Raw genomic sequence first — 24387 nt, forward strand, 5'->3', positions numbered from 1 at the left:
CACGACACTTGGGACCGGCTCGCGGAGATCGCGGCTCCGACACTCGCCGTTCACGGCGCCGGCGATGCAATCACACCTCCCGCGAACGCGGCGATGATGGCGGCGGGCATTCCCGACTCGCAGGTGGTGTTGCTGCCCGATGAAGCCACGGATACTTCCTCGACCACCCCGTAGCTACGGATGTCGTCGTGAACTTCCTTCGCCGCTATCCGATCACCTCGTCGCGCTGAGGGATAAGCGCGCTCGTGACGGAAATCCGACGGCATCGCCCTGGACCGGTCAGGAGTCTCCGACCGGAGAGACGAGAAAATCACGTCGCAGGAGTGCCTTCCCATTGGGCAAAGCATGATCTGACGAGTGGTTGCACAGGAAGCCGAGGGCAACCATCGCATTCTCCAGCGCATCGACGTCGATGTCGGAGGCGATCGAGGACAACCGGTTGAACGCTGAGGCCTGCTCCGTCGAGCTGACGAAGGATTCGGCCTGGTTTCGCTGAATCACGCACGATACGACACCGATCCCACCGGCATTCGCGGCGAGGAAAGCAAGGAACTCGTCGAGGCCCACGTACTCGATGAAGAGATTCGCGATGAGCAGTCCGACTGGCTCGATCATGCTGTGGCCATCGATACAGGCCTCGGTCAGCACGAGCCGATCACCGAACTTCCTCCCAAACCGAGCGGCGCATGCCACGAGATAGTCGGCGTTGATGTCATACCCGAACACGGCGTCGATCTGTTCAGGATCGATCACGTCGAGCCCATTGCCGCCGGCTATACCAAGGATTCCCAGTCGTCGAGCGGGCGTCGAGGTCAACTGATCACGCGTTATCTCGCTGAGTAGCTGCAGCTGCCCCACCCGCGCATCACTCATGTGTCGCTCGTACACATCGAGGTCGATCTCACGCCACGGGTGTTCCGTAGCCCCTCGATCTGCAGACGGGGGAGAGGCAGAGGGCGTAGACACGTTCCCAGTCCATCACGACCGCCCTCCAGGTCGCCAGTCGCTTCCGGGTTGGTCCTGCGCTTGGCCGTCGACGTCGTCGAGCTATCCATGAGGAGGGTGGACGGTGAAGGGCGAGCTCGAGGACGTCATCGCGGAAGACCAGGAAGCACGATCGATAAACTGCCCCGGTGGGTGCCGTCGAATATCGTGATGCGCTGAGAGCCGTGCTCGACGCGATGTCGCCGTCCGTGGCCGACCGGCTCTCCACGCTCCATCGGGCAGCGACGGCTGGTGCCGACGGCGTGCTGATCGACGTGTTCCTCGATCAGGATGCCGAGGGCCCGTTCGGTGTGTGGGCGCGTTTCGAGGGCGCCGACTCGTTCACCCTCGACCGGCGACTCGGCGATTTACGGGAGCTGTTCAGCGTGATCTGGGGCGAGGAAGGCTGGGAGCCCCCGGTTCCGGCACGACCTGCCGGTTGGTCTCGAGACCAACTCGAAGATGCCATCGTCGAAGTCGTGGCCGAATGGATCGACCCGCTCCTCCCGAGGGGAGCGCCTGATCTGCGTTGGGAGGTCGGGACGCCGGACGGCGGCACAGACCCGATCCAGGTGGGGATTCACGATGACTGATCCCTCCGGAGGCGACAGCATGCCGACCGGGAGGCTCACGTTCCGCACGGTGTGGGGTGGCCCATCGCCGCAGGCGGGCTTCATCGAGGAGGTCACGCGGATGAAGCAGCACCTGCGCACGGTGGAATTCTCGTATCATCTCGACCTCTTCCTGATGGTCGGAGGCGAGATCACGCCGGTGCCCGGGCCGTCCGGGTTGCGGACACCGCGGGTGTTCCTGTCGCGACGCACTGCCACGGGAGAAATCCGCATCAGCAACGACGATGTCAGCGCCGCCGCTGCTCCGATCGCCTTCCTGCGGCAGACGATCCACAGGGCGGTCGCCGATCTCATGAGTCGCGTCGCTGCTCGTGACCCTGCCTTCGACGCGGACGCGGAGCAAGCGAAGTTCGCGTTCCTCATCGACGAAGCGGCCACTCCCGACGCGTAGGCAGCTCCTGATGCGGAGGTCGCGGGCTAGTGGCCCATCGTCGTGTCGGGGATGCTGGAAGCATCGAACAGTAGTCTGTCGACGACGCCGTTCCGTGCCGCCGGCCACGCGATGATGTCCCTCAGCAGATCATCGAACTGCGAGAACACGACGACCGCCTCTTCGAACTCCGGCTCCGTTCCGTGGACGACAGCTCCGTCGTCTCGCACTGCCAGGTACTCGTATCCGTCGCGGACGGACAGCAGGACGGGCACGTGGCGCTTCCAGAAACGTGAGATCGCGACCGCCTCTTCATCCGTTGTCGCAGCCTGGATGCTCAGCTGTTCGCACTCGTTCCACGCGAACGCATCCTCCGCGACGGTCGAGTAGTCATGGCGGGACAAGAACCACACCGTCTCGTCCGAGTTCGACAGCAGCGAGAACGAGGACACCCAGCGGACCACCGTTTCGGGTGCGGTGTGCAGCGCGGAGGGAACGCCGTCTTCCGTGGACAGCGGAGCCTCGCACGTCCAACCGGCTTCCTGCAAGCATCCGGTGGCACTTCGGAAGAGGTCCGTCATGCTCCCCAGGCTACCGAGCAGTCTCTAGAGGCAGACGGTCACGTGGTCGCGCCTGTGTTGGCCCATTCCAGTGTCGACAGCTTCGACTCGATGGTCTTCAGGCCGATGTTCCCGCATCCGACCAGGGTGAGCCGGCGCAGCAGGGGGAGGTCGTTGACGGCGGCGATGCCGGTGATCTTCTTGCAGTACTGGATGTTCAGGATCTCGAGTCGCTGGAGAGCAGCCAGCTCCGAGATGTCACCGAGAGCGGTGAGATTCTTCAGCTGCAACGACTCCAACCGGGGGAGCGCGCTGATCCCGGTGAGGCTCGTCAGCGTGCGTCCGCCGATCAACCCGAGCCGGCGAAGCCCGACCGGTTCGACGAGGCGGAAGATCTCCTCGTCCGCGGGAACGTTCAACAGGTTCAATTCCTCCAGCGGCAGTTCGAGCGCCTGCCGCACATTGTTCAGAGATCTCTGCGGGTAGAGGGAGAGAGCCCGGAGCCTGGGGAAGTGCTCGTTCTTGAAGCGGAAGGGTTCGCCGACGTAGAGGGTCTTCAGGTTCGGCACCACCACATCCGGCCAGACCAGTGTCCGATCGCTGATGTGCACCGAGAGCTCTTCCAGACTCTCGGGGAGATCGCCCTGCCGCAGATCGGTGACGATGGTGGGGAGGACCCTCCCCGGACCGATGCTGAGGACCTTCAAGCTCGTCATCGCCGTGATGATCTCCGGGAGACGGTCGATGGGCCCGTCGAGGGGAGACCACAGGTGCACATCGGTGATGCGCGACAGCTGCTCGGCGTCGTAGGGCTGGTCGTAGAACACGAGGTCCCTGTCCGGCACGTCGAACTGATCCTGGTGCGCACTGTGCAGCACCATGGTCCGCTTGCTCATGATGTCCTCATCCATTCACCGTGAGTCCGCGGGCTGTCGTCCCCGCCGCGCAACTCGGATCAACTGTGCGTGCTGTCGTCGTTCCTGCCGCGCCGGGCCGGTCCCGCAGCGCCTGCGCACGCTTCGCGCGCGTCCCGGTCGTCAGGATAATGGAGAAGTGACGTTGACTCAGGAGGTCGTGACCTACGACGGATTGCCGACCTCGGCGGGAGGTGCGCACTCGCTTCGCACCAAGAATCCACGCACGGCCTACGAGACTGTGCAGGCTTTCCTCGATGCCGCCGGCGTGACCATCGGTGCCCCGGAGATGTCCTTCCAGCTCTGGGCCGGAGGGCCGCCCGACGAAACAGATCGTGTCGAAGCGTTCGCGGCAGCGCACCTCGGTGGACCGCAGAGCCGGCAGCGCACACACACCCAGTGGCGGGTTCGTTCAGATGACGTCGATGCCGCACTCGACGCTCTGAATGGTGCGGGCTCGGGAGCGGTGACCACCCACGGGCACCCGCTGGCCTCGCTGGTCTGGAACGCCCAGGTCGCTCTGGTCGACCCCGCGACAGGATCGCCGTATGAGGGGATCGATGCCGGTGCTTTCGGTGGGTTCGCCGTGGATGGCTACGGTCGCCTCCTGGGCGCGTCCGGAGTGCGTGCCGTGTTCGGCACGACAGCCTCCTCTCTCTCGCTCTGGCTCGGGTTCCCCGCCGACGACCGGTTGCACGATGCTGCCGCTCACGTGCAGAAGCACCTGCCCTTCCGTCTGTCGGCGAAGCACTGGCGCCGGTGGCGTGCCACGAAGGATGGGCAGACCTACCGGGCGACCAAGATCACGCCACCACTGGTGTCATGAGCACGCGGTCGAAGCTTCACAGGCTCTGCGTCTTCATGACGCTCGCGGATGAAGCACAGTTCAGCGACGCAGTGCGAACGAGTCTTCCCGCGGTGAGGTTCGTCGACGCGACTCAACAACCCGAGACAGCCACCCCGACGTTTCGCTCCTCACTGAGCGAGTGCGCAGGCCCTCACGTCACCCTCGTGGACACGAGCATCATGTCCGAGAGCGTCTTCCAGCGTGACTATGTGGTGCGTCACCCGTCCGGTCAGGGGTGGGTGTACGCGATCGTCGGCGCCGGCCTCGCGAGCCTGGTGCGGTCACGTTCCGACGATGACGGTCTGCGCAACGGCGAGTTGCGGGCATCCGTGCCGGAAGGTGACAGCCGCACTGCCGAGTACATCCGCGAACTGATGCGTGTGGTGCGCACCGGCGGGAGGGGCGTGTTCGCGATCGACCCGATGACGAAGAACGTGGCGCCTCGCGCGGAGAGGAATCTCGTCGCGTGGCCGGATGCCGCATCCCATTTCGGGGCGAAGGATGCTCCGCTGCTCACCAATGGCCCGACGGCCTGGTTCACGGTCGAGCGCTGATGAGCTGACCGCGACGGAATCTCAGAAGCCGACGGCCGGCAGCGACCAATCGGCATCGGGCTCGACCATCCACTCGAACTCCTCTTCCTCGCCCTCCCGATACACGGAGTGAAACCGAGCGGTGAGGTTCTCCCCACGCCCCTGAAGGCCGTCGGCGAAGCCGGGAAGAACGGGTGGATAGATCAGCCAGAGGCCGAAGAGCCGTGCCCAGCCGGCATGTCGGATGAAAGCACGATACAACTCGGGAAACCCTGCTCCGTCCGGAAAACGGTACGAATCCAGCAGCTCCAGATCGACGTGTTCGAGAGTCGGGCGACCGTTCACCGACAACTCGTGAGGCATGAGTCGATTCTAAGAGAAGGGTCCTGGTGGTGAGGCGTCGACGGCAATCGGGTCGGGCCCACCCGGTCCCAGCCGGAAGACGGGCACGAAGTCGGGATCGACGATCGCCGGACGTCGCAGGCTGAACGCGGAGATGTCGTGCTCCGTGCGGCCGACGGTCAGCAGATCGGCGAGGATCCGCCCCATCAGGCTCGCGAACTTTCCCGCGTGGCCGGCGCCGTTGAACACTGCGACATGGGGATGGCCGGGGACGGTGTCGAGTACGAAGTCCCGGTCGGCGGGCATGTCGTACACACAGGTCTTGCTCATCAGCAGCGGACCGGCGGCGGCCGGAAGGTGGGTGCGGAGGAAGCCGTGGAGCAGCAGCGGCTCCGTGTCGTCCGGGATGAACGCTCGCTCCGACGACGAGATGAAGCGGCCGCGCATGTCCCGTGCGATCTTGATCGCCGCTTCGCCGTAGACGGGGAACCCGTAGTGCACCTCGTCGGCGTGATGGATCCAGATGGGGAACCTGTCCGGAGTGAAGTCCGCCAGGTTCGATGAGGAGAAGTATCCGACCTGCTCCTGACTCAGGGTGAGATCGAAGGAGAGCCCGAGGTCGGGCATGAGGTCGCCCAGCCACGAGCCGGCGGCGACGACGAGGTGGCCGCCGTCGAACGAGCCCTCCGGAGTCGTGACCGTGACCCCTTCAGAGGTCACCCGAACACCGGTCACGACCACTCCCGATCGGAACTCGACCCCGGCGGCCCGGGCGAGCGACACATGAGCGGACACCGACCGGCGGATGTCGAGAATGCCACCATCCGCCTGATGGATCCCGATCGTGTCGTCCGTCACTTTCCACTGCGGGTACTGGGCGCGGATGTCGTCGATCGTCAGCTCGTCGTAGCGGATGCCTGCGGCATCCATCGCCTGACGGTACCCGTCGATCTCCGCGGCACCGGGGCTCCCCGCGGCCGCGAGGTCGATCCCGCCGGTCTTCGTGTAGACCTGCAGGCCCGAGCGCTCCTCGACGTGGGCCCAGGCGGCGAACATCGCATCCGTGAGCCTGGTGTACTCCTCGCGATGGTAGGCGCGGCGGATGATGCGGGAGTGGTCACCGGAGGAGCCGAAGGCATGGCCGAGTTCGAACTGCTCGAGCACGAGAACGCGCTCGGCGCCAGCCTGTGTCAGCCAGTAGGCGGCCGCGGATCCGATGGCTCCGGCGCCGATGACGATGTGAGAGTATCCCCGGGTCATACTGTCGACTCCTTCGTGAACGATGCGATGAAACGGTCTGCGGCGGCATCCACCTCCGCCGAGGGGCTGAGCAGTCGCTGCAGCAGCAGTCCGCGCATGCCGGCGACCGCGACGAGGCTCGACTGTGCGGCATCCGTCGCCGTGAATCCGTCGCGACGGGCAGCTGCCTCGAGGAGACGCGTCAGATCGTCGAGATCGGCCACGAACTCGTCGTAGGCGCCGCGCTCATACACGGCCAGGCCGATCAGGTGGAAGAAGGCGCGGGTTCGCTCCTCCTGTGCCGTGCTGGAGTAGAAGTCCCAGATCGACCGGAACAGCTCGATGAATCCGAGACCCTCGCTCGTCGCCGCGATCATGAGATTGTCGCGGCGTCGCGCCTCGGAGAGCACGGCACTGAGCAGACCCGGCCGCGAACCGAAGTGATAGGTCAGCAGCGTGTGGTGCACACCGAGTCGCTCGGCCACCTGCCGCATCGACAGGTTCGGGCTGGGGCCGTTCTCGCCGAACTCATCGAACAGCGCCTGAAGGAGCCGCGCCCTTCCTTCGCCCACCGGTGCTCGCATGTTGCCTCCGTTGACTTCTTCACCACTGTTGAGTACGTTAGCGCACAACCAATTCACCACTGTTGAGGACGCAGTCGTTCTCGGAAGAGGCGTCATGACCGAGATCTGGTTCGCAGGCGGCATCATCGCCGATGGATCCGGAACCGAGCCGTCGCCCGCGGACCTCTGTGTGGAGGACGGCACCATCACCCGGATCGGAACGGCTCCGGCGGGAGCTGCGACCGTCGACCTCGACGGCATGCTGGTCACGCCCGGCCTGATCGACGCCCATGTGCACCTCGGACTCTCGAGCCCGATCCGCGCGCAGTTCGGCTTCCAGCTCTCGACCGCGGAGATCGCCGCCGACATCTTCACCACCGCGAGTCGCACGCTCGACGCGGGGTTCACCACGGTGCGCGACACCGGCGGCGTCGACGGGGGAGTGGTCGACGTCATCGCGACGGGCAAGGTGCGGGGCCCGCGGGTGCTGTCGTGCGGACCCGTGCAATGCCAGACCGGCGGACACGGCTACTACGGCGCCGCGTGGGAGCCGACCGAGCTGTGGGAGACGCACCACATCCCCGGCCTCACGGCCCTGTCCCTCATGTCGGGCAACGCCGACGAACTGCGGCGCAACGTCCGGGAGTCTTTCCGCCGCGGCGCGACCTTCCTCAAGCTGTGCGTCACCGGCGGTGTCGTCGGCGGCCACGACCGCCTCGACGACACCCAGTTCACGACGGCCGAGATCGCGGTCGCGGTGGAGGAGGCCGCGGCGCGCGGCACCTATGTGACCGTGCATGCGCACAACAACGCCGGCATCCGCAACGCGGTGCAGGCGGGTGTGCGCTGCGTGGAGCACGGCACGGACATCGACGAGCCGACCGCGCAGCTGATGCGGGAGCACGATGTGGCGCTCGTCCCCACCTTCGCGGTCGTCGAGCAGATCATGGACCCCGGGAGCCTCGACGTGGATCCATCGACGCGTGACCGCCTGGCCGGCGCCCGTCACCGCATGGCGACCGCGCTCGGGATCGCTCGCGAGGCGGGAGTGCGGATCGGGCTCGGATCCGACCTCCTCGGACCGGAGCAGTACCGCCGCGGTGAGGAGTTGCGACTGCGCGCCGAGCTGGAGTCGCCCATGCAGGCACTCGTCTCGGCCACCCGCGTCAACGCTGACATCCTCGGCATCGGTGACGTCGTCGGGATGCTCCGCGTGGGGATGGCCGCCGACATGGTCTCCTGGCAGCGGAACCCGCTCGACGATCCCCGCGTCTTCGCGGATCCGGACATGGCCGCCTTCGTCGTGAAGGCCGGCCGCATCATGAAGGGAGACACCCAGTGAGCGCGATGCTGAACGGCTGCTTGGCCGACACGGAGTACCTCGAGGTCACGGCACGGTCGGGACATCGCTACGGGGTCTGGGTGACGACGCCCCCGGGCTATGCGGAGTCCACCGATTCCCTGCCCCTGATCTATGTGGTGGACGGCAACTGGGCAGTCGGCTTCACCGCCCCGCTCATCGTCACGCAGGCGGACCCCTACCTCACGGTGGCCCCGTACATCCAGGTCAGCGTCGGCTACGCCGGCGAGGAGGCCGCGCAATGGGCACAGCTCCGCAATCGCGATCTCGTGCCGCCGGGGGAACCCGTCGGCGAGGAGATGCGGCGGACGCTCGCGGCCGCCCGCGATTCCGGGGCGATGACCCCCGAGCACATGGACGCGTACCTCGCGCAGCTGACCGACACCCACGCCGACGTCTTCCTCTCGTTCCTGACGGAGGAGCTTCACCCCCTCCTGCAGTCGAAGGTCCGCGTCAGCGAATCCGGTCACGGCCTCTTCGGCTACTCCTACGGTGGCCTCTTCGCGCTGTACGCGTGGCTGCGTGAGACGTCTCCGTTCGCGACTTTCGGCGCCGGCAGCCCGGGTGTCGCGGCCACGGACAGCCAGGTGTTCCCCCTGATCGCCGCGCTGCCGGAGCACGGCTCGGTGTCGTCCGCTCAGCGGCTGCACGTCACGCTGAACGAAGCCGAGCTGTTCGGGGCGATTCCGATCTATCGCGAGATCGGCCGGAACCTCCTCACCGTCCTGGAGGACCTGCATGCCCAGGGACGCTCGGGAGAGGTCTCGAAGGCGATGCTTCACGAGACCCACCTCACCGGGCTGCAGGCCTCGTTCCTGAGCTACCTGAAGACCTGCCACACGCGCTCGGAGTCCGTCCCGGGCGATGACGATCGTGAGTGAGTCCGCCCTCCTCGCCGACCTCGCCGCTGTGCTGCCCGCCGACCGTCTCACGACGGACCCGGACGTGCTCGAGGGCTACGCGCACGATGACGCCGAGTGGGCGCAGTGGTGGCTGCCGGCCTGCCTCGTGCGACCGCGCACTGCCGAAGAGGTGCAGGCCGTGGTCCGCGCATGCCTGCGCCATGACACGGCGGTCGTCGCCCGAGGAGCGGGCACCGGACTCTCCGGCGGCGCCAACGCGCTCCCCGGTTGCGTCGTGATCTCACTGGAGCGGATGGACGCCGTGCTCGAGGTGGACGAGCTCGAGCGACTCGCCGTCGTGCAGCCCGGGGTGGTCAACGACGACCTCCGCGCGCGCGTCGCCGAGAACGGCCTCTGGTATCCGCCCGATCCGGCCAGCTCGCCCTGGTCGACCATCGGCGGCAATGCCGGGACGAACGCCGGCGGGGTCTGCTGTGTGAAGTACGGCGTCACCCGCGACTACGTGCTCGGGATGCAGGTCGTGACCGGCACGGGGGACCTGGTTCGGCTGGGACGCCGCACCGCGAAAGGCGTCGCGGGATTCGACCTCACGAGTCTCCTCGTCGGCTCCGAGGGCACACTCGGCATCATCACCGAGATCACGGTGCGGCTCCGGCCGATGCGTCCGCCCGAGCAGACCATCGCAGGGTTCTTCGATTCGCTCACCGACGCGGGGAGGGCCGTGCGCGAGGTCGCAGCGGCCGGGCTCACGCCGTCGGCGCTCGAGCTGATCGACCGCAACTGCCTGCGGGCCGTCGACGACTGGAAGAACATGGGGCTCTCGGCTGACGCCGCGGTCGTCCTGCTCGGACGCGTGGACACCCCGGGCGCCGCTGGTGAGGAAGAGGCGGCGGCACTGCTGGCCGCCTTCGAGCGCGGCGGCGCCACGTGGGCCGACCGGAGCACGGACGAGGCCGAAGGGGAGGCGCTCTTCGCCGCCCGACGTCTGGCCTACCCGGCCCTCGAGCGGCTCGGGCCCGTGCTGACCGAGGACGTGTGCGTGCCGAAGGGCGCCGTCCCGGAGATGCTCGGCCGCATCGAGACCATCGGGCGTGCGAACGACGTGCTCATCGCCAACATCGCGCATGCGGGCGACGGCAACCTGCATCCGCTCCTCGTCGTCCCCGCCGGTGACGACGAGGCTCGCGTTCGCGCGGAGAAGGCGTTCGCCGAGATCATCGATGCCGCCCTCGCCCTCGGGGGCACGGTCACAGGCGAGCACGGCGTGGGCCTTCTCAAGCGCGAAGGCCTCGTGTCCGAGCTCTCTCCGGCCGTCCTCGACATGCATCGCGCGATCAAGGCCGCCCTCGACCCCGCCGGAATCCTCAACCCCGGCAAGGTCATCGGCTGACGTCGGAAGTCGGTGTGCCCGGTCAGGAGCTCGCTCGCGTGATCAGGGTGGGCGTGTAGAGCACCTGCTCGTGCACGTGCTCCTCGTTCTCCATCTCGTCGATGAGCAGCCGCGTGGCGGCTTTGCCCATCTCATACATGGGCTGACTCACGCTGGTGATGGGAACGTTCGCGTGCGAGGCGAGATCCACGTTGTCGTACCCCACGATCGCGATGTCCTCGGGGACGCGGAGGCCGTGCGCCAGCACCGTCCGTTCCACGCCGAGGGCCAGCTGGTCGTTCGCGCAGACCACGGCTGTCGGGCGGTTGCCGGCTGCGAGGATGCGTTCGGCGGCATGCGCGCCGCCGCCGACCGAGATCTCCTCGCGATACACCGCGATGTCGGCAGGGTCCAAGCCGGCCGCGGATGCCGCCGATCGGATGCCGCTCAGACGCGACTGATGCTGACGGACGTGGCTGGCGCCGCACACGAACGCCACCTGCGTGTGACCGCGAGCGAGGAGGTGCCTCATCGCCTCGGCTGCGCCGTGGTGGTCGTCGACGGCGACGGAGCAGGACTGTGTGCGGGGAGCGCGGCGGTCCAGGAACACGATGTGCGTCCCCTGGTCGCGAAGACGGCTCAGGTTGTCGGACATGCGAGCGACGGGGCTCATCAGCACCCCGCTCACGCGGTGCGCCTCGAGAGCGCCCAGCGCGCGGGTCTCCCGTTCCATCGAGTTGGCCGAGTTGAACAGCATCACGACGTAGCCGGCTTCGCTGGCGGTGTCCTCCACCCCGCGCGCCACCTCGAGGAAGAAGGGGTTCTCCAGGTCGAGCAGCACCAGGCCGATCGACCGCGACCTTCCCACGGCGAGGTCGCGCGCCGCGCCGTTGGGCACGAAGGCGAGCAGGCGCATCGCCTCCTGCACGCGCTCACGGGTATCGACCGCCACCCGATCGGGACGGTTGAGCACATTGCTCACGGTGCCGTGCGACACCCCGGCGAGGCGCGCCACATCGCGAACCGTCACACCCCGACGTTCGCGGGGTGGCCGAGCCTGCTCTGACTGCATCGAGGTCCTGTCCGGCCGGGGCCCGTTGGAGTGGCGTGCGCCGGACCTCGGAGCTGGCGCGGATCTGCGCACATCGTCTGGACCGGTTCAACGTGTTCACCGTCAGAGTACGGCAGCCCCGGGTGGTCGTCAACGTGCCCACGCGGAGAAGCGCAGCGACGGCGAAAGAGTGCGGGGTTGAAACGTATCGTCCTGACTCTTGACACGCCCGCACCCGGCAGGAGATAGTCTCTCCAACGACAAAAATGGACCGGTCAAATTGCGGGCCGATGTCGTCCAAGAGACAAGGACCAGAACAATGACGTTTGGCAACACGGCACGACGGCTCACGGCTGTGACCGTCACTGTGGGGATCTTCGCACTCGCCGGCTGCAGCGCCGCGACCCCGGGTGGCGGCGCGGGCGAGGTCGAGGGCAGCGAGATCACGATCGGCACCTTCTCGCCCCTGCTCGGCCAGTTCGAGCAGTACGCGGAGGCATACACGAAGGAGTTCCCCGACCGGAAGGTGAAGGTGATCGGAGTCAGCGAGGACTTCAGCAAGTACTCGCAGATCCTGGCCACGCAGCTCATCAGCAAGAAGCTTCCCGACATCTTCTTCAACGTGGACTTCGCGGCGAACGAGTTCGCGACCAACGGGGTCTCGCTCGACATCGCGGACCGCCTCAACGACGGCGAAGGGCTGGAAGAGGACTTCTTCCTTCCCCAGTTCCTCGGCCAGTACCGGCCGATGAAGACCCCTGACCAGATCACGGGCCTCCCCGTCAGCGCCGACTCCACGGCCCTCGTCTACAACAAGACGCTGTTCGAGGAAGCCGGAGTGGACGAGCTCCCCGACGAGACCTGGACGTGGGACGACTTCCTCCGCGTCTCCACCGAGATCCAGACCAAGTCCGGCGGGAGCATCTTCGGAACCGTGCCGCCGGGAGCGGACGGCTCGGGGATCGTCGAATGGGGTCCTGTGCTCGTCGCCCACGGTGCGAAGGTCTACGACCCGGAGACGAACGACGTCGACATCGACTCGCCGGAGGCCATCGAAGCCTGGAAGTCGATGATCGCGTTCTACGGCACGGGCTCCGGTGGCTACACGTCCACCGGCGGCGATCCGGCGTACGACTTCTCCTCGGGGAAGGTCGCGATGGGCATCACCTCCCGGGCCAACATCGCCGGCTTCCGCGAGACCCTCAAGGACTTCGACTGGGACGTCACGGAGGTCCCCTCCATCGACGGTACGCACCCATCGGGCGGAGGCTCGTACGGGCTCTCGGTCTCGAGCACGAGTGCGAACCAGGATGCGGCGTGGGCCTTCATGGAATGGTTCTACAGCACCGATGGCGGCATGGCACTGGCACAGCAGCCGGATGCCGGCGGCATCATCCCGCCCACGGTCGACGGTCTCGAGACCGGAAGCTGGCAGGACGTCGACGTCCCCGCGAACATGAGCGTCTTCGCCCAGACCGCGAAGGACGCGACCCTGCTGGTCTCCCTCCCCGGCAGCGCGGGGAGCGTCCTGACGGACGCCACCAAGCGCGCCGTCCAGGAGGTCGTGCTCAATGGGGCCAGCGTCGAAGACGCCTTCGGGAAGGCGGCGGACGAGGTCCGTGCCGCGCTCGCTGAAGCGGGGTGATCGGTCACGCGGATCGGACGGTCGTCCCGATCGTCCGATCCGCGTACCGCTGCCGATGATGCCCCCACGATCGGAGACGCACTTCGTGAACCACACCATCCGGGATGCAGGAACCCTGCGTCCCCCGACCCGACGCGCCACGGGGCGACGAGGGGATGCCCTCGCGGCCACGCTGTTCATCGCCCCGGGACTCCTCGCCTTCGTCCTCTTCGTGATCGTCCCCGCGATCGGAGGGCTCGCGCTGAGCTTCTTCGACTGGAACCTCTTCTCCGCCCCGACCTTCGTCGGCCTGAAGAACGTCACCAGGCTCTTCGGGGACCCGTACATGTGGCATTCCGCTCTCGTGTCGGTGCTGTTCGTCGTGATGGGGGTCATCCCCACGGTTCTCGGAGGCTTCGTGCTGGGAGTGATCGCCAGCGCCCAGGTGCCCGCAGCCGGCGTCATCCGCACCCTCTACTTCGCCCCCATGGTCGCCTCGAGCGCCGTGGCCGCGGTGCTGTGGTCGTCGATCTACAACCAGCGATCCGGGCTGATCAATCAGCTCCTCGCGACGGTGGGGATCGAGGGCCCCAACTGGCTGAGCGACCCCATTCTCGCCCGCCCGGCGCTCGTCGTCGTGCTGATCTGGAGTTCCCTGCCCATCGTGACCATCCTGTACATCGCGGCGATCCAGAAGATCCCGGAGGACCTCTTCGATGCGGCCGCCCTCGACGGTGCCGGACGGTGGCGGCGGCTGTGGAGCATCACCTGGCCCAGTGTGATGCCCACGACGATGGTGGTCGCCATCCTCATGCTCCTCACCTTCCTCAGCGGCACGCTCGAGTTCGCGCTGCTGATGACCGACGGCGGTCCGCTCGGGGAGACGACCTCGCTCGCCCTCTACTCCTACAAGATCGCCTTCGAGCGGAGGGACATCGGCTATGCGAGTGCGCTGGCGATGTTCCAGCTCGTGCTCATCGTCGTCGTGTTCCTCATCGGTCGCGCCGTCATGAAGGGAACGAGGTCCGTCCGATGAAGACCAAGAAGTCGGCGGTCGCCGCGCGACTGACCCTGATGCTCGTCTGCGGGCTGGTGATGGCGGCCCCGCTGCTGTTCATGATCTCCCGCTCCTTCATGACGCCGGCCGAGGTGTCCGCGTTGCCCCCGACGTTCCTCCCCGCCGGGCTGAACTGGGAGAACTACGTCCAAGCATTCGCGTACCTCAGCCCGAGGACGATCCTGAACTCGTTCATCGTCGCGATCGGGATCGTCTTGCTGCAGCTGCTGCTCGCGCTGCCGGTCGCCTTCGCGCTCGCGCTGATCCCCTTCCGCTGGTCGGGGACGATCCTGGCCATCCTCATCGTGCCGATGTTCATCCCCGGCAACCTGACACTCATCCCGACCTTCGTGGTGACGTATCAACTGGGAATGCTGGAGAGCTACGCCGGCATCATCGTCCCCATCGCCGGGCAGATCGCGTTCGCCGTCATCCTCTTCCGCCAGTTCTTCGCATCCCTGCCGGCGGGGATCGTCGAGGCCGCGCGGATCGACGGAGCCAGCTGGCCCCGCGTGTTCTGGTGGGTCACCCTCCCGCTGGCCAAGCCCATCATCGCGACGTACTGCTCGCTGACGTTCCTCACGGCCTGGAACATGTACATCTGGCCCCAGGTGGTCGCGACCGATCCCGACCTCGCGGTCATCAACGTCGCGCTCGCGCCGATCGCCGGTGCCTCGGCCTACACCTACGTGTCGCCGGCGGTGGGTCTCGCTGGCGCGACCCTCGGGATGCTCCCGGCGCTGATCGTCTTCCTGGCGATGCAGAAGTGGTACGTCCGCGGGATCGCCGCAGGAAGCGGCCTGGAATGAGCGCCGCCATCGGGCAGGAAGACGCCGGTTCCGCCGGCGATGAGATCGAAGCGGGAAAAGGAGATGCAGGAATGAAGCGCGCGGCAGACAAGCAGGTGGTGGTCGGATCCGACTTCGCCGGATTCGCACTCAAGGAGGCCGTGAAGGCGCATCTGGAGGAGCGAGGGTGGACGGTCGAGGACCTCACCCCGGTGGAGTCCGAGGCGCCGATGTACCACCGTGCGGGGTTCCTGGTGGGCAGCCGCATCGCGGAGCGGGAGTACGACAAGGCGCTCGCCTTCTGCGGCAGCGGCATGGGCATCCACATCGCGGCATCGAAGGTGCCGCATGTGCACGCCGCCGTGGCGGAGACCGTTCCTTCGGCGCGACGGGCCGCGACCGCGAACAACGCCAACCTGCTCGCGATGGGAGCCTTCTACACCGGTCCCCGCCTGGCGATGGCGATGGCCGACGCCTTCCTGGAGTCCTCTCTCGGCGACGACTACGAGGAGTGGGACGGGTTCTACGAGTACCACCTGATCGGCTATGACGAGGTCGAGGATTTCGACTACCAGGCGTACAAGGCGAACGGCTTCGAGGTCCCGCATCCCCGTTCGGCGCGTCTCGGCCCCGAACCCCGCGGCCTGGCGTACTGAGCAGCGAGGCAGCCCCATGTCCTCGACGGATCCCCCCGTGCACGTGGTCGCCGTCGACCTCGGCGCGACGAGCGGTCGTGCGATGCTCGGCCGCGTCGGACCCGAGCTCCTCGAGCTGCGCGAGGTCTGCCGCGTGCCCAACCGGCCGGCCGCGCCGGACGGCGTGTTGCGCTGGAACGTGCTCGGGCTGTGGGCGGGCATCCTCGATGGACTGGGGGCGGCGGGGCAGGCGGCGGACATCCGCTCGGTCGGCGTCGACTCGTGGGGCGTCGACTACGGGCTCCAGCGGAACGGCAGGCTGCTCTCCGGTCCCGTGCACTACCGCGATCCGCGGCACGAACGCGCGGTGGATGCGGTGCACAGCCGGATGCCGCATGCGGACCAGTACGCACGGACCGGCACGCAGTTCATGGCCATCAACACCGTCTATCAGCTCGCCGCCGATCAGGAGATGCTCGCGCTCGCGGATCTCGTGCTTCCGATCCCGTCCCTGTTCTCCGGCTGGCTCGGCGGCGAACCGGCGGCCGAGAGGACCATCGCCTCGACGACGGGCATGCTCGCTCTCGAAGGCGAGTGGGATCCCACGACGCTCGCCGCGATCCCCGTCTCTCCGGGGCTCCTGCCACCGGTGGTGCCTGCCGGGACGACCGTGGGACGCATGACGAGTCGGGTCGCGGATGCCGCGGGACTCCGCACCCGCCCTGACGTCGTCGCCGTCGCCGCGCACGACACCGCGTCCGCCGTGCTCGCCACCCCGCTCGAGGGGTCGGCGGCATTCATCTCCTGCGGCAGCTGGGGCCTGGTGGGCGTGGAGAGCCCGACGCCGGTGATCTCCGAGGAAGCCCGGCTGGCGGGGATCACCAATGAGGCCGCGGTCGGCGGGGGATACCTCGTCTACCGCAACACGATGGGGCTGTGGCTGCTGAGCGAGGCGCAGCGGAGCTGGCGGCGGGCCGGGACCGAGCTCTCGGTGGAGGAACTCGTGGCTCTGGCTTCGGCCGTGCCCGAAGGGCTCCCCACGGTGGATCTCGACGATTCGCTCTTCAGCGTCGGCGGCGACGTCGAGACGCTGATCGGCGAGTGGTGCGGCCTCCGCGGACTCCGCTCTCCGCAGGGCCCGGCCGAGGTGACGCGATGCCTGCTGGAGTCTCTGGCCAGCGCCTTCGCCGAGGCGGCGTGGACGACGGCCCGGCTGGCCTCCCGGCGGATCGAGGCGATCCACATCGTGGGCGGGGGCGCTCGCAACGACCTGCTCTGCCGGCTCCTGGCAGCCCGCTCCGGCCTGCCCGTCCTCGCCGGACCGGCCGAGGCCACTGCGATCGGCAATGTGCTGGTCCAGGCCATGAGCGCCGGCGCCATCGACGACTCGGTGCAGGAGATGCGCGCGCTCGTGCGGCGCACGCACCCCCCGACCCTCCATCTCCCGTGAACAGCTGCCGTACATCCGACCGAAGGAAATCCGTGAGCACCAGACACGCCCCCGACCTCGTCAGCGATGAGCTGCTCGATCTCACCCGACGTCTCGGCGCCCCCGAGCGCGATCTGGTGATCCTGGCGGAGGGGAACACCAGCGAACTCGTCGGCGACGAGATCGTCGTGAAGGCGTCGGGGGCGTCCATGCGGGATGCCGACCGCTCGTCGTTCGCCGCTGTCGACCTCGCCGCCCTCGCCGATCTCATCGATGATCCGTCCGGCGATCAGGAGCAGCTGACCCGTGCACTGGAGGAGGACGGACGGGGTTCGACGGTTCGAGCCTCGATCGAGACGATGGTGCATGTCGCCGTGCGGATGGTGTCGTCGGTGCGGTTCGTCGCGCACACTCATCCGACGCCGGTGCTGGCGCTGTTGGCGAGCGTGCGTTCGGAGACCGCCTTCGCGGAGCCGGTCTACTCGGACGAGCTGATGGTCCTGGGCCGCCCGCTCCATGTGCCGTACGCCGAACCGGGTCTTCCGCTCGGGAGGCTGTTCGCGCGGCGCCTGCGAGAGCACCTCGATGAATGGGGCGAGGTTCCCTCGCTGGTGCTGCTCGGCAATCACGGGATCGTCGCGATCTCGCAGTCCGTCGAGGGAGCGGACGCGATCTCGGCGATGGCCGTGAAGAGCGCGAGGGTCCGCTTGGGTGCGCTGCAGGCCGGGGGGATCCGCGGCCTGGGAGAAGACGCGACGACGCATTACTTCGCACGGTCGGATTTCGCCGACAGGCGGGCGGCGCTGTCGGCGACCGCGGAAGCAGCTCAGCTGCAGGAGGGAACGGCATCATGAGCGCCGCACTGATCGATCTGCAGGTCAGCGGACGGGCGGAGCCGCTCGCGATCCCGGACCCCCGGCCGGTGTTCTCCTGGCGCATCGAATCCACCCGTCGCGCGGTCACGCAGCTCGCCTACCGGATCGTCGTCACCAGGGAGCGCGGCTCGGATGACGGACTCTGGGACTCCGGGTGGGTGGAGAGCGCCCGAAGCCACGGCATCCCGTACGAGGGACGGACGCTGCCTTCGGGGTCGAGGTTCTCGTGGCGGGTCGCCGTGAGACTGAGCGACGGCACCTCCGCAGACTCGGAGAGCGCCTTCGAGACCGGTCCGTCAGCACTGCTGTGGGAGCGTGCGAGATGGGTCGGCAGGCATCGTCAGGTCATGACACCGCACGACCATCACCCGGCGCCGTACGTGCGCGGCGCCTTCACCGTGCGCGAGGGTGTCGTGCGCGCCAGGGCATATGTCACGGCCGGCGGTCTGTTCGACCTCTGGTGCAACGGAACCCGGATCTCCGCGGGCGATTTCGGGCCGGGGTGGACCGACTACCGGGTCCGCGTGCCCTTCCACGGCCACGACATCACCGCTGCGCTCTCACCGGGCAGGAGCGTCCTCGGCGCGATGCTCGGCGAAGGCTGGTACAGCGGATACGTCGGTCCGTTCGGCAAGCGAGCGGTCTGGGGCGAGTACCCGATCCTGCGAGCGGTCGTCATCATCGAGTACGCCGACGGCTCCGTGCAGCACGAGGTCACCGGCTCCGACTGGGAGTGCACGACGGGTCCGATCCGCATGGCCGAGCTGCTGCACGGCTATCGGCAGGACAACAGGATCTCGCTCGGCGACTGGTCGGCCGGGTTCGGCGGGTGGGACCCGGTGCAGGTCGAGGTGGGCCCGGCAGGAGATCTCGTTCCCGCACGCATCCCCGTGGCCCGCGTCGTCCGCGAGGTCCCCGCCGTCGCGATCCTGCGCAGTCCGACGGGATCGCCGATCCTGGACTTCGGGCAGAATCTGGCAGGTCGTGTGCGGCTGAGGCTGCGCGGACAGCGCGGCACCATCGTCCGGCTTCGTCACGCGGAGATCCTCGACGAGGACGGCGCCCTCTATCTCGACAACCTCCGCGGTGCGGCGGCGACGGACGAGATCGTGCTCGCGGGCGGGGGAGAGGAGCTGTTCGACCCGATCTTCACCTACCACGGCTTCCGATTCGTCGAAGTGGACGGTGCAGCGCAGGAGCTCTCGATCGCGGATGCCACGGCCGTCGCCGTATCGAGCCTCGACGGGACCTCCCTCGAGCTGCACACCGACGACGAGATGCTCGACCGCATCCAGCGCAACCTGGAGTGGGGCATGCTGAGCAACTTCATCGAAGTCCCCACGGACTGCCCCAATCGCGACGAGCGACTGGGCTGGGCGGGTGACGCGCAGATGTTCGCACCCGTGGCGATGTACAACGGCGACGTCGAGGCGTTCCTCACGAAGTGGCTCGACGACATCGCCGACGCGCAGAAGCCCAACGGCGCCTTCGCCGACATCGCGCCCGGCGCCCTGGTCGACTTCGCCGAGGAGGGAGCGGCCGGCTACGGCGATGCCGGCGTGTTCCTGCCGTGGGATCTCTACCGGCACTACGGCGATCCCGGGGTGCTGCGGCGCCACTATGCAGGCATGACCCGCTGGCTGCGGTACATCGGGACGGTCAACCCCGATCACGTCTGGCGGCATCGCCGCAACACGGACTACGGCGACTGGCTGGCGACCGTCCCCACCGACAAAGCCCTCACCGCGACGGCGTATTGGGCGTACGCGGCTCGAGTGACCGCCGCCGCCGCGCGGGTGATCGGGTTGATCGAGGAGGCCGAAGCGCACGCCGCGCTCGCGGACGCCGTGGCGGAGGCCTTCCGCGCGGAGTTCGTGAACGCCGAGGGCCGGGTCGAAGACGCCACGCAGACCGCGCTCGCCCTCGCACTCGCCTTCGACCTGCTGCGCCCGGAGGATCGCGCGCAGGCTCGCGCCGACCTCGTGGCGGACGTGGAGTCGCGGGGTCACATCACCACCGGCTTCCTGGGCATCCGGTGGATCTATCCGGTGCTCATCGACAGCGGGCGCCCCGATCTCGTGCTGAGCACGCTCCTCCGTCGGGAGGCGCCGTCGCTGGCGAACCAGGTCGTGCGGGGGATGACGACGATCGGCGAGCATTGGACCGCCTGGGACGAGGCCGGAAACCTGATCGATCCCGCCATGAACTCCTTCAACCACTTCGCACTCAGCTCGGGGTTCGACGGCGTGTACCGCGTGATCGGCGGTGTCACCTCGCTCGCCCCCGGCTTCTCCGAGCTGCGGATCGCTCCGTACGTCTCCGGAACGATCCGCGGTTCCCGCTTCGGCTTCGAGGCGCCGCCGGGACGGATCGGCTGCGAGTGGAGTCGTCAGGGCGACGAATTGCGCCTGACGGTCGACATCCCGGCGAACGTGAAAGCCGTGATCGAGATCCCGGCCGTCTCCGTGACGGTGCGGGAGGGCGAGGACGGTGTGCTCTCCACGGAGCACGCCGACGAGGCCGTGCAGGTCGTCGTCGGAAGCGGACACTACGAGTTCGAGTACGGAGGAGTGCGATGACGGTCGAGGTCTCGGAGCTGCGGGTCGGAGGGCGTGTGGAAGCGCTCGCCGTTCAGGGCGCTCCCGTGTTCAGCTGGCAGCTCGTCTCTTCCGAGCGCGGAATCGTGCAGACCGCCTACCGGATCCGAGTACATCGCGGCGACGGGTCGGACGCCCTCGTGTGGGACTCGGGCATGCGCGAGGGGGCGATGCCGCAGGACACGTCGATGCCGGAGCAGGCGCTGTCGCCGGGGCGCGCGTACACGTGGAGCGTGGAGGTGCGGCACAACGGCGCGTCCGATGAGGCAGCCTTCGGCGATTCGCGATTCGAGACATCCCCGGAGAGCGGTCTGTGGGCCGATGCTCGGTGGATCACGCTGCGTCGGGACGACCACCAGCACGACGATCACCGTCCCGTGCCCTATCTGCGCCGCCTCATCGCGCCCCGCGAGCGTGTGGTCCGTGCCCGGATGCACGCCACGGCCGGCGGGATCTACGAGCTCTGGGCCGCCGGCGAGCAGATCACGCCCGGCTCCCTCGCTCCGGGATGGACGGACTACGACACGCGCGTGGCGTTCCACACCTACGACCTGACACGACTCTTCGAGGCCGGGGAGCCGGTCCGCATCGGCGCCGTCGTCGCGGACGGATGGTACGCCGGTGGGGTCGGACCCTTCCACCGGAGGAACTTCTGGGGCAAGCGGCCCGTCTGGCGCGCGGTGCTCGTCCTGGACTATGAGGGCGGTGACAGGGAGGTCGTCGTCACGGACGAGTCCTGGGAAGCATCCTTCGGCGCGATCCAGGCCGCGGATCTCATCCAGGGCGAGGTCGTCGACGCCCGCAGGGATCTCGGCGACTGGACGACGGCCGCAGGGCATGGCTGGAAGGCCGTCGACATCGACCGGGGTCCGACGGGGAAGCTCGTGCCCTCGCCCATCGACGCCCCTCGTCCCATCGCCGAACTGCCCGCTGTGTCTCGGCACGAGAGCACCGCAGGAAGCTTCGTCTACGACTTCGGACAGAACTTCGCGGGGCACGTCCGTCTTCGTGTGCGGGGCCCCGCGGGGACGATCGTCCGGCTGCGCCATGCGGAGGTGCTCGACGACACGGGAGGCGTGTACCTCGCGAACCTCCGGGGAGCGCGCGCGGCAGACACCTTCATCCTGAGCGGCGCGGATGACGAGTTCGCCCCGTCGTTCACGTCGCACGGTTTCCGCTACGTCGAGATCACCGGTCTGCCCACCCCACCGGAACTCGATGCGGTGACCGGGGTCGCCGTGTCGTCGGCGACCGACGACACGGGAGCACTGGTGACCGACAACGCGCTGGTCAACGCGATCGTGCGGAACACGCGCTGGAGCATGCGCAGCAACTTCATGGACGTGCCGACGGACTGTCCCGCCCGCGATGAGAGGGTCGGCTGGACCGGCGACGGCCAGGTCTTCGCATCGACCGCGTGCTGGCTCGCGGACGTGCAGAACTTCCTCTCGAAATGGGTGGACGACATCCTCGACGCGGTGCCGGACTCCGGCGCCGTTCCCGACATCGCACCGGCGAAGGGCCTGCTCGGTCGGCTCACGTACACCGAGGACGGATCGTCCGGCTACGCCGAGTCGATCCTGATCATCCCGTGGGCGGTCTACGAGTACTACGGGGACACGACCCTGATCGCGCGCTCATACGAGGCGGGTGCCCGCTGGGTCTCCTATGTGCAGAGCCGCATGAACGATCTCGTCTGGCGAGCGAACCGCAACACCGACTACGGTGACTGGCTCGCTCCGGTCGAGACGCCGAAAGACCTCACGGCGACGGCGTACTTCAACCTGGCCGTGCAGCTCATGGCCAGATCGGCCAGGGTGCTCGACCGGCACGACGAGGCGCGCAGGTACGAGGAGCTCAGTGCACGCGCCGCGGCCGCGTTCCGCGCAGCGTTTGTCGCGCCCGACGGCACGATGCCCGCGGGGAGCCAGGCGGCGTACGTGCTCGCACTCTCCTTCGATCTCCTGCTGCCCGATCAGCGCGTGAGCGCCGCCGAAGCGCTGGCCGCCGACGTCGAGAGCCGTGGGCACCTGACGACGGGATTCCTTTCGATCGCCCACCTGCTGCCGACGCTGAGCGCGATAGGTCGTTCGGACCTCGCCTACCGGCTGATGCTGAACGAGGACTATCCGTCGTGGGGTCACGAGATCGCCCACGGGGCCACGACCATCTGGGAGCGGTGGGACGGCTGGAGCGAGTCCGGCTATCAGGATCCGCTGATGAACTCCTTCAACCACTACGCCTTCGGCTCGGTGACCGACTGGCTGTTCCGGGTGGTGGGCGGACTCGCGCCGGCCGCACCCGGTTTCGGACGGGTGCGCATCGCTCCGCAGCCGGGCGAAGGGGTGACGAACTCGTCAGCCGAGTTCCGATCGGTACGAGGCCTCATCACCGTGGAATGGCGGCTGACGGACGAGGCATTCGAGTGCACACTCCGTGTCCCCGCCAACGCGACCGCCGAGGTCGTCCTCCCCGCGCTCGCGATCGCGGAGCACGGCGTCGCGCTGGAGGACGCGCCCGGCGTCTCGGACGTGGTCGCATCGGAGACGGCCACGTCCTTCGTGCTCGGCTCAGGTGAGTACTCGTTCCGAGGGGAGGTGCTGACCCATGTCCACGCATGAGGAACGGGAGCAGCGATGGGTCACCGGCTGGACGGCGTCCCTCAGCGGGGCGGGAGGCGCGTTCGCCGGCCCCGACGCGACGATCAGGCAGACGATGCGGACCGTCTGGGGAGGGGATGCCGTCCGCATCCGCATCTCGAATCCCTACTCCTACGCGCCGCTGCGGGTCGATGCCGCCTCGATCGGACTCCCCGGATCCACCCTTCCGGACATCGCGGGGGAACCCGTCGCCCTGCGTTTCCGCGGTGCGTCCGGTGTGCTCGTGCACCCGGGGGACGCGGTGTGGAGCGATCCTGCCGTGCTCCCCGTGCCGACGCGCGGCGAGGTCGTGATCTCGATCCATGTGAGTGCCCCGACGGAGGTCTCCGGCCATCCGTGGGGGAACCGATTCTCCTGGACCACGATGGGCGCTGTCGGTGACCTCACCGCCCAGTCGGCGGGCGCGGCCTTCCGGCCGTGGACGACGGGGTCGGCCTGGGTGGATGCGATCGACGTGCGCACCTCGGGTGCCGGATCGATCGTCGCGGTCGGCGACTCGATCACGGACGGCGCCGGGGCGGACTTCGGCACGGACACTCGCTGGACCGATCTGCTGACGGAGCGGACGCTGGCGCTCGACGCGGCTGATCCGCGACGGCTCGGCATCGTGAACGCGGGGATCGGCGGCAACACGGTGGCCGGCTTCGGCAACAGCGAGGTCGGGCCCAACGTCGTCTCCCGGTTGGAACGCGATGCCCTGAGTCTGTCCGGGATCCGGGCCGTGATCATCGCGGCGGGTTCGAACGATCTCTATCTCGGCGGCACGGCGGACGCCCTGATCGCGGAGTGGGAGCGGATCGCGGAGCGCATCCACGTCCGCGGGATGCGCGCGCTGATCGCAACCATCGTCCCTCGGGGCGGCGGCTACGGATGGGCCGCGCCGATGGAACGCGAACGCGAGCGCGCCAACGCCTGGATCCACCGGCAATCGGTCTACGACGGCGTGATCGACTTCATTCCGGCGCTCGACGACCCGCAGGAACCGGGGAGCCTGCGCCCCGACCTGGACGCGGACGGCACGCATCCGAACTCGAAGGGATACCGCGCTATGGCGGAGGGCGTCGATCTCGACGTCCTGATCTGACTCCGGCGCCG

The 24387-nt window shown here is 68.0% G+C and carries 23 protein-coding genes; 16 read left to right on the forward strand and 7 right to left on the reverse strand.

All coding sequences use genetic code 11. The annotated features are described in order from the left end of the window. Positions 1-279: 279 nt before the first annotated feature. Positions 280-873, reverse strand: a complete 594-nt coding sequence (locus CQ045_RS17230; protein ID WP_258131139.1) for a hypothetical protein — start codon at positions 871-873, stop codon at positions 280-282. Positions 874-1133: 260 nt separating this feature from the next. Between CQ045_RS17230 and CQ045_RS17235 the strand changes: the two genes are divergently transcribed. Both CQ045_RS17235 and CQ045_RS17240 read left to right on the forward strand, forming a co-directional pair. Further along, the gene (locus CQ045_RS17235) at positions 1134-1577 is read left to right on the forward strand and encodes a DUF6389 family protein (protein WP_105725986.1); all 444 of its coding nucleotides are present in this window, start codon (positions 1134-1136) and stop codon (positions 1575-1577) included. Positions 1578-1677: 100 nt separating this feature from the next. Next, entirely contained in the window at positions 1678-2007 is a 330-nt protein-coding gene (locus CQ045_RS17240) for a hypothetical protein (RefSeq protein ID WP_219844452.1), read from the forward strand. 26 nt (positions 2008-2033) lie between these two features. Here CQ045_RS17240 and CQ045_RS17245 read toward each other — a convergent pair whose 3' ends face one another. Then, positions 2034-2567 carry a hypothetical protein gene (locus CQ045_RS17245; RefSeq protein WP_105725989.1) on the reverse strand — a complete coding sequence of 178 codons (534 nt, stop codon included), beginning with the start codon at positions 2565-2567 and terminating at the stop codon, positions 2034-2036. Positions 2568-2605: 38 nt separating this feature from the next. Further along, complete coding sequence (locus CQ045_RS17250) at positions 2606-3442, reverse strand: leucine-rich repeat domain-containing protein (RefSeq protein ID WP_146115268.1); 837 nt, start codon at positions 3440-3442, stop codon at positions 2606-2608. A gap of 157 nt (positions 3443-3599) precedes the next feature. Here CQ045_RS17250 and CQ045_RS17255 point away from each other — a divergent pair, with 157 nt between their 5' ends. Both CQ045_RS17255 and CQ045_RS17260 read left to right on the forward strand, forming a co-directional pair. Next, positions 3600-4286 (forward strand): hypothetical protein, encoded by a 687-nt coding sequence (locus CQ045_RS17255; protein WP_105725993.1) that lies wholly within the window; start codon positions 3600-3602, stop codon positions 4284-4286. A 200-nt stretch (positions 4287-4486) separates the two neighbouring features. Next, positions 4487-4861 carry a hypothetical protein gene (locus CQ045_RS17260; RefSeq protein WP_146115269.1) on the forward strand — a complete coding sequence of 125 codons (375 nt, stop codon included), beginning with the start codon at positions 4487-4489 and terminating at the stop codon, positions 4859-4861. Between the two features lie 21 nt (positions 4862-4882). Here CQ045_RS17260 and CQ045_RS17265 read toward each other — a convergent pair whose 3' ends face one another. The 3 genes from CQ045_RS17265 to CQ045_RS17275 are packed head-to-tail and all read right to left on the reverse strand — an operon-like array spanning position 4883 to position 7005. Then, a complete protein-coding gene (locus CQ045_RS17265; RefSeq protein ID WP_219844453.1) occupies positions 4883-5203 on the reverse strand; it encodes a hypothetical protein in 321 nt (106 codons plus the stop codon). Between the two features lie 9 nt (positions 5204-5212). Further along, positions 5213-6442 carry an N-methyl-L-tryptophan oxidase gene (solA, locus tag CQ045_RS17270; protein WP_105725997.1) on the reverse strand — a complete coding sequence of 410 codons (1230 nt, stop codon included), beginning with the start codon at positions 6440-6442 and terminating at the stop codon, positions 5213-5215. Beyond that, a complete protein-coding gene (locus CQ045_RS17275) occupies positions 6439-7005 on the reverse strand; it encodes a TetR/AcrR family transcriptional regulator (RefSeq protein ID WP_105725999.1) in 567 nt (188 codons plus the stop codon). Before CQ045_RS17275 ends, solA begins: the two co-directional genes overlap by 4 nt. Before the next feature lie 94 nt (positions 7006-7099). Here CQ045_RS17275 and CQ045_RS17280 point away from each other — a divergent pair, with 94 nt between their 5' ends. Genes CQ045_RS17280 through CQ045_RS17290 form a run of 3 tightly spaced genes read left to right on the forward strand, consistent with a single transcriptional unit; the run spans position 7100 to position 10597 of the window. Next, positions 7100-8326: an amidohydrolase family protein gene (locus CQ045_RS17280; protein WP_105726001.1), complete on the forward strand. Its 1227-nt coding sequence runs from the start codon at positions 7100-7102 to the stop codon at positions 8324-8326. 5 nt (positions 8327-8331) lie between these two features. Next, the gene (locus tag CQ045_RS17285; RefSeq protein WP_258131147.1) at positions 8332-9225 is read left to right on the forward strand and encodes an alpha/beta hydrolase; all 894 of its coding nucleotides are present in this window, start codon (positions 8332-8334) and stop codon (positions 9223-9225) included. Continuing rightward, complete coding sequence (locus CQ045_RS17290) at positions 9209-10597, forward strand: FAD-binding oxidoreductase (RefSeq protein ID WP_105726005.1); 1389 nt, start codon at positions 9209-9211, stop codon at positions 10595-10597. Before CQ045_RS17285 ends, CQ045_RS17290 begins: the two co-directional genes overlap by 17 nt. A 22-nt stretch (positions 10598-10619) precedes the next feature. Here CQ045_RS17290 and CQ045_RS17295 read toward each other — a convergent pair whose 3' ends face one another. Beyond that, a complete protein-coding gene (locus CQ045_RS17295; RefSeq protein ID WP_105726007.1) occupies positions 10620-11648 on the reverse strand; it encodes a LacI family DNA-binding transcriptional regulator in 1029 nt (342 codons plus the stop codon). 298 nt (positions 11649-11946) lie between these two features. Between CQ045_RS17295 and CQ045_RS17300 the strand changes: the two genes are divergently transcribed. The 9 genes from CQ045_RS17300 to CQ045_RS17340 all read left to right on the forward strand — a co-directional run bounded on the left by CQ045_RS17300 (position 11947) and on the right by CQ045_RS17340 (position 24376). Beyond that, on the forward strand, positions 11947-13272 hold the full coding sequence (locus CQ045_RS17300) for an ABC transporter substrate-binding protein (protein ID WP_105726009.1): 1326 nt from the start codon (positions 11947-11949) through the stop codon (positions 13270-13272). Between the two features lie 85 nt (positions 13273-13357). Continuing rightward, positions 13358-14287 (forward strand): carbohydrate ABC transporter permease, encoded by a 930-nt coding sequence (locus CQ045_RS17305; protein WP_181156629.1) that lies wholly within the window; start codon positions 13358-13360, stop codon positions 14285-14287. After that, a complete protein-coding gene (locus CQ045_RS17310; protein WP_105726011.1) occupies positions 14284-15117 on the forward strand; it encodes a carbohydrate ABC transporter permease in 834 nt (277 codons plus the stop codon). The genes CQ045_RS17305 and CQ045_RS17310 overlap by 4 nt, the downstream gene beginning before the upstream one ends. After that, positions 15114-15752, forward strand: a complete 639-nt coding sequence (locus tag CQ045_RS17315) for an RpiB/LacA/LacB family sugar-phosphate isomerase (RefSeq protein ID WP_258131141.1) — start codon at positions 15114-15116, stop codon at positions 15750-15752. The genes CQ045_RS17310 and CQ045_RS17315 overlap by 4 nt, the downstream gene beginning before the upstream one ends. Before the next feature lie 16 nt (positions 15753-15768). Beyond that, positions 15769-17181, forward strand: a complete 1413-nt coding sequence (locus CQ045_RS17320; RefSeq protein WP_105726012.1) for a rhamnulokinase family protein — start codon at positions 15769-15771, stop codon at positions 17179-17181. A 32-nt stretch (positions 17182-17213) separates the two neighbouring features. Then, a complete protein-coding gene (locus tag CQ045_RS17325; protein WP_105726014.1) occupies positions 17214-18014 on the forward strand; it encodes a class II aldolase/adducin family protein in 801 nt (266 codons plus the stop codon). Beyond that, the gene (locus CQ045_RS17330; protein WP_105726016.1) at positions 18011-20614 is read left to right on the forward strand and encodes an alpha-L-rhamnosidase; all 2604 of its coding nucleotides are present in this window, start codon (positions 18011-18013) and stop codon (positions 20612-20614) included. Before CQ045_RS17325 ends, CQ045_RS17330 begins: the two co-directional genes overlap by 4 nt. Next, a complete protein-coding gene (locus CQ045_RS17335; RefSeq protein WP_105726018.1) occupies positions 20611-23253 on the forward strand; it encodes an alpha-L-rhamnosidase in 2643 nt (880 codons plus the stop codon). Before CQ045_RS17330 ends, CQ045_RS17335 begins: the two co-directional genes overlap by 4 nt. Then, the gene (locus tag CQ045_RS17340) at positions 23240-24376 is read left to right on the forward strand and encodes a GDSL-type esterase/lipase family protein (RefSeq protein ID WP_105726020.1); all 1137 of its coding nucleotides are present in this window, start codon (positions 23240-23242) and stop codon (positions 24374-24376) included. Before CQ045_RS17335 ends, CQ045_RS17340 begins: the two co-directional genes overlap by 14 nt. Positions 24377-24387: the final 11 nt, after the last annotated feature.

Origin of the sequence: Microbacterium sp. MYb66, assembly GCF_002979435.1 — a bacterium.
GTDB lineage: Bacteria > Actinomycetota > Actinomycetes > Actinomycetales > Microbacteriaceae > Microbacterium.

What these genes read in the sequence shown, in the direction of transcription:
- CQ045_RS17275 (WP_105725999.1), bottom strand. Translation starts at nt 7,005, where the DNA reads ATGCGAGCACCGGTGGGCGAAGGAAGGGCGCGGCTCCTTCAGGCGCTG.
- CQ045_RS17230 (WP_258131139.1), bottom strand. Translation starts at nt 873, where the DNA reads ATGAGTGATGCGCGGGTGGGGCAGCTGCAGCTACTCAGCGAGATAACG.
- CQ045_RS17340 (WP_105726020.1), top strand. Translation starts at nt 23,240, where the DNA reads ATGTCCACGCATGAGGAACGGGAGCAGCGATGGGTCACCGGCTGGACG.
- CQ045_RS17285 (WP_258131147.1), top strand. Translation starts at nt 8,332, where the DNA reads ATGCTGAACGGCTGCTTGGCCGACACGGAGTACCTCGAGGTCACGGCA.
- CQ045_RS17250 (WP_146115268.1), bottom strand. Translation starts at nt 3,442, where the DNA reads ATGAGCAAGCGGACCATGGTGCTGCACAGTGCGCACCAGGATCAGTTC.
- CQ045_RS17240 (WP_219844452.1), top strand. Translation starts at nt 1,678, where the DNA reads ATGAAGCAGCACCTGCGCACGGTGGAATTCTCGTATCATCTCGACCTC.
- CQ045_RS17295 (WP_105726007.1), bottom strand. Translation starts at nt 11,648, where the DNA reads ATGCAGTCAGAGCAGGCTCGGCCACCCCGCGAACGTCGGGGTGTGACG.
- CQ045_RS17280 (WP_105726001.1), top strand. Translation starts at nt 7,100, where the DNA reads ATGACCGAGATCTGGTTCGCAGGCGGCATCATCGCCGATGGATCCGGA.
- CQ045_RS17300 (WP_105726009.1), top strand. Translation starts at nt 11,947, where the DNA reads ATGACGTTTGGCAACACGGCACGACGGCTCACGGCTGTGACCGTCACT.
- CQ045_RS17315 (WP_258131141.1), top strand. Translation starts at nt 15,114, where the DNA reads ATGAGCGCCGCCATCGGGCAGGAAGACGCCGGTTCCGCCGGCGATGAG.
- CQ045_RS17260 (WP_146115269.1), top strand. Translation starts at nt 4,487, where the DNA reads ATGTCCGAGAGCGTCTTCCAGCGTGACTATGTGGTGCGTCACCCGTCC.
- solA (WP_105725997.1), bottom strand. Translation starts at nt 6,442, where the DNA reads ATGACCCGGGGATACTCTCACATCGTCATCGGCGCCGGAGCCATCGGA.
- CQ045_RS17265 (WP_219844453.1), bottom strand. Translation starts at nt 5,203, where the DNA reads ATGCCTCACGAGTTGTCGGTGAACGGTCGCCCGACTCTCGAACACGTC.
- CQ045_RS17320 (WP_105726012.1), top strand. Translation starts at nt 15,769, where the DNA reads ATGTCCTCGACGGATCCCCCCGTGCACGTGGTCGCCGTCGACCTCGGC.
- CQ045_RS17335 (WP_105726018.1), top strand. Translation starts at nt 20,611, where the DNA reads ATGACGGTCGAGGTCTCGGAGCTGCGGGTCGGAGGGCGTGTGGAAGCG.
- CQ045_RS17290 (WP_105726005.1), top strand. Translation starts at nt 9,209, where the DNA reads ATGACGATCGTGAGTGAGTCCGCCCTCCTCGCCGACCTCGCCGCTGTG.
- CQ045_RS17245 (WP_105725989.1), bottom strand. Translation starts at nt 2,567, where the DNA reads ATGACGGACCTCTTCCGAAGTGCCACCGGATGCTTGCAGGAAGCCGGT.
- CQ045_RS17330 (WP_105726016.1), top strand. Translation starts at nt 18,011, where the DNA reads ATGAGCGCCGCACTGATCGATCTGCAGGTCAGCGGACGGGCGGAGCCG.
- CQ045_RS17310 (WP_105726011.1), top strand. Translation starts at nt 14,284, where the DNA reads ATGAAGACCAAGAAGTCGGCGGTCGCCGCGCGACTGACCCTGATGCTC.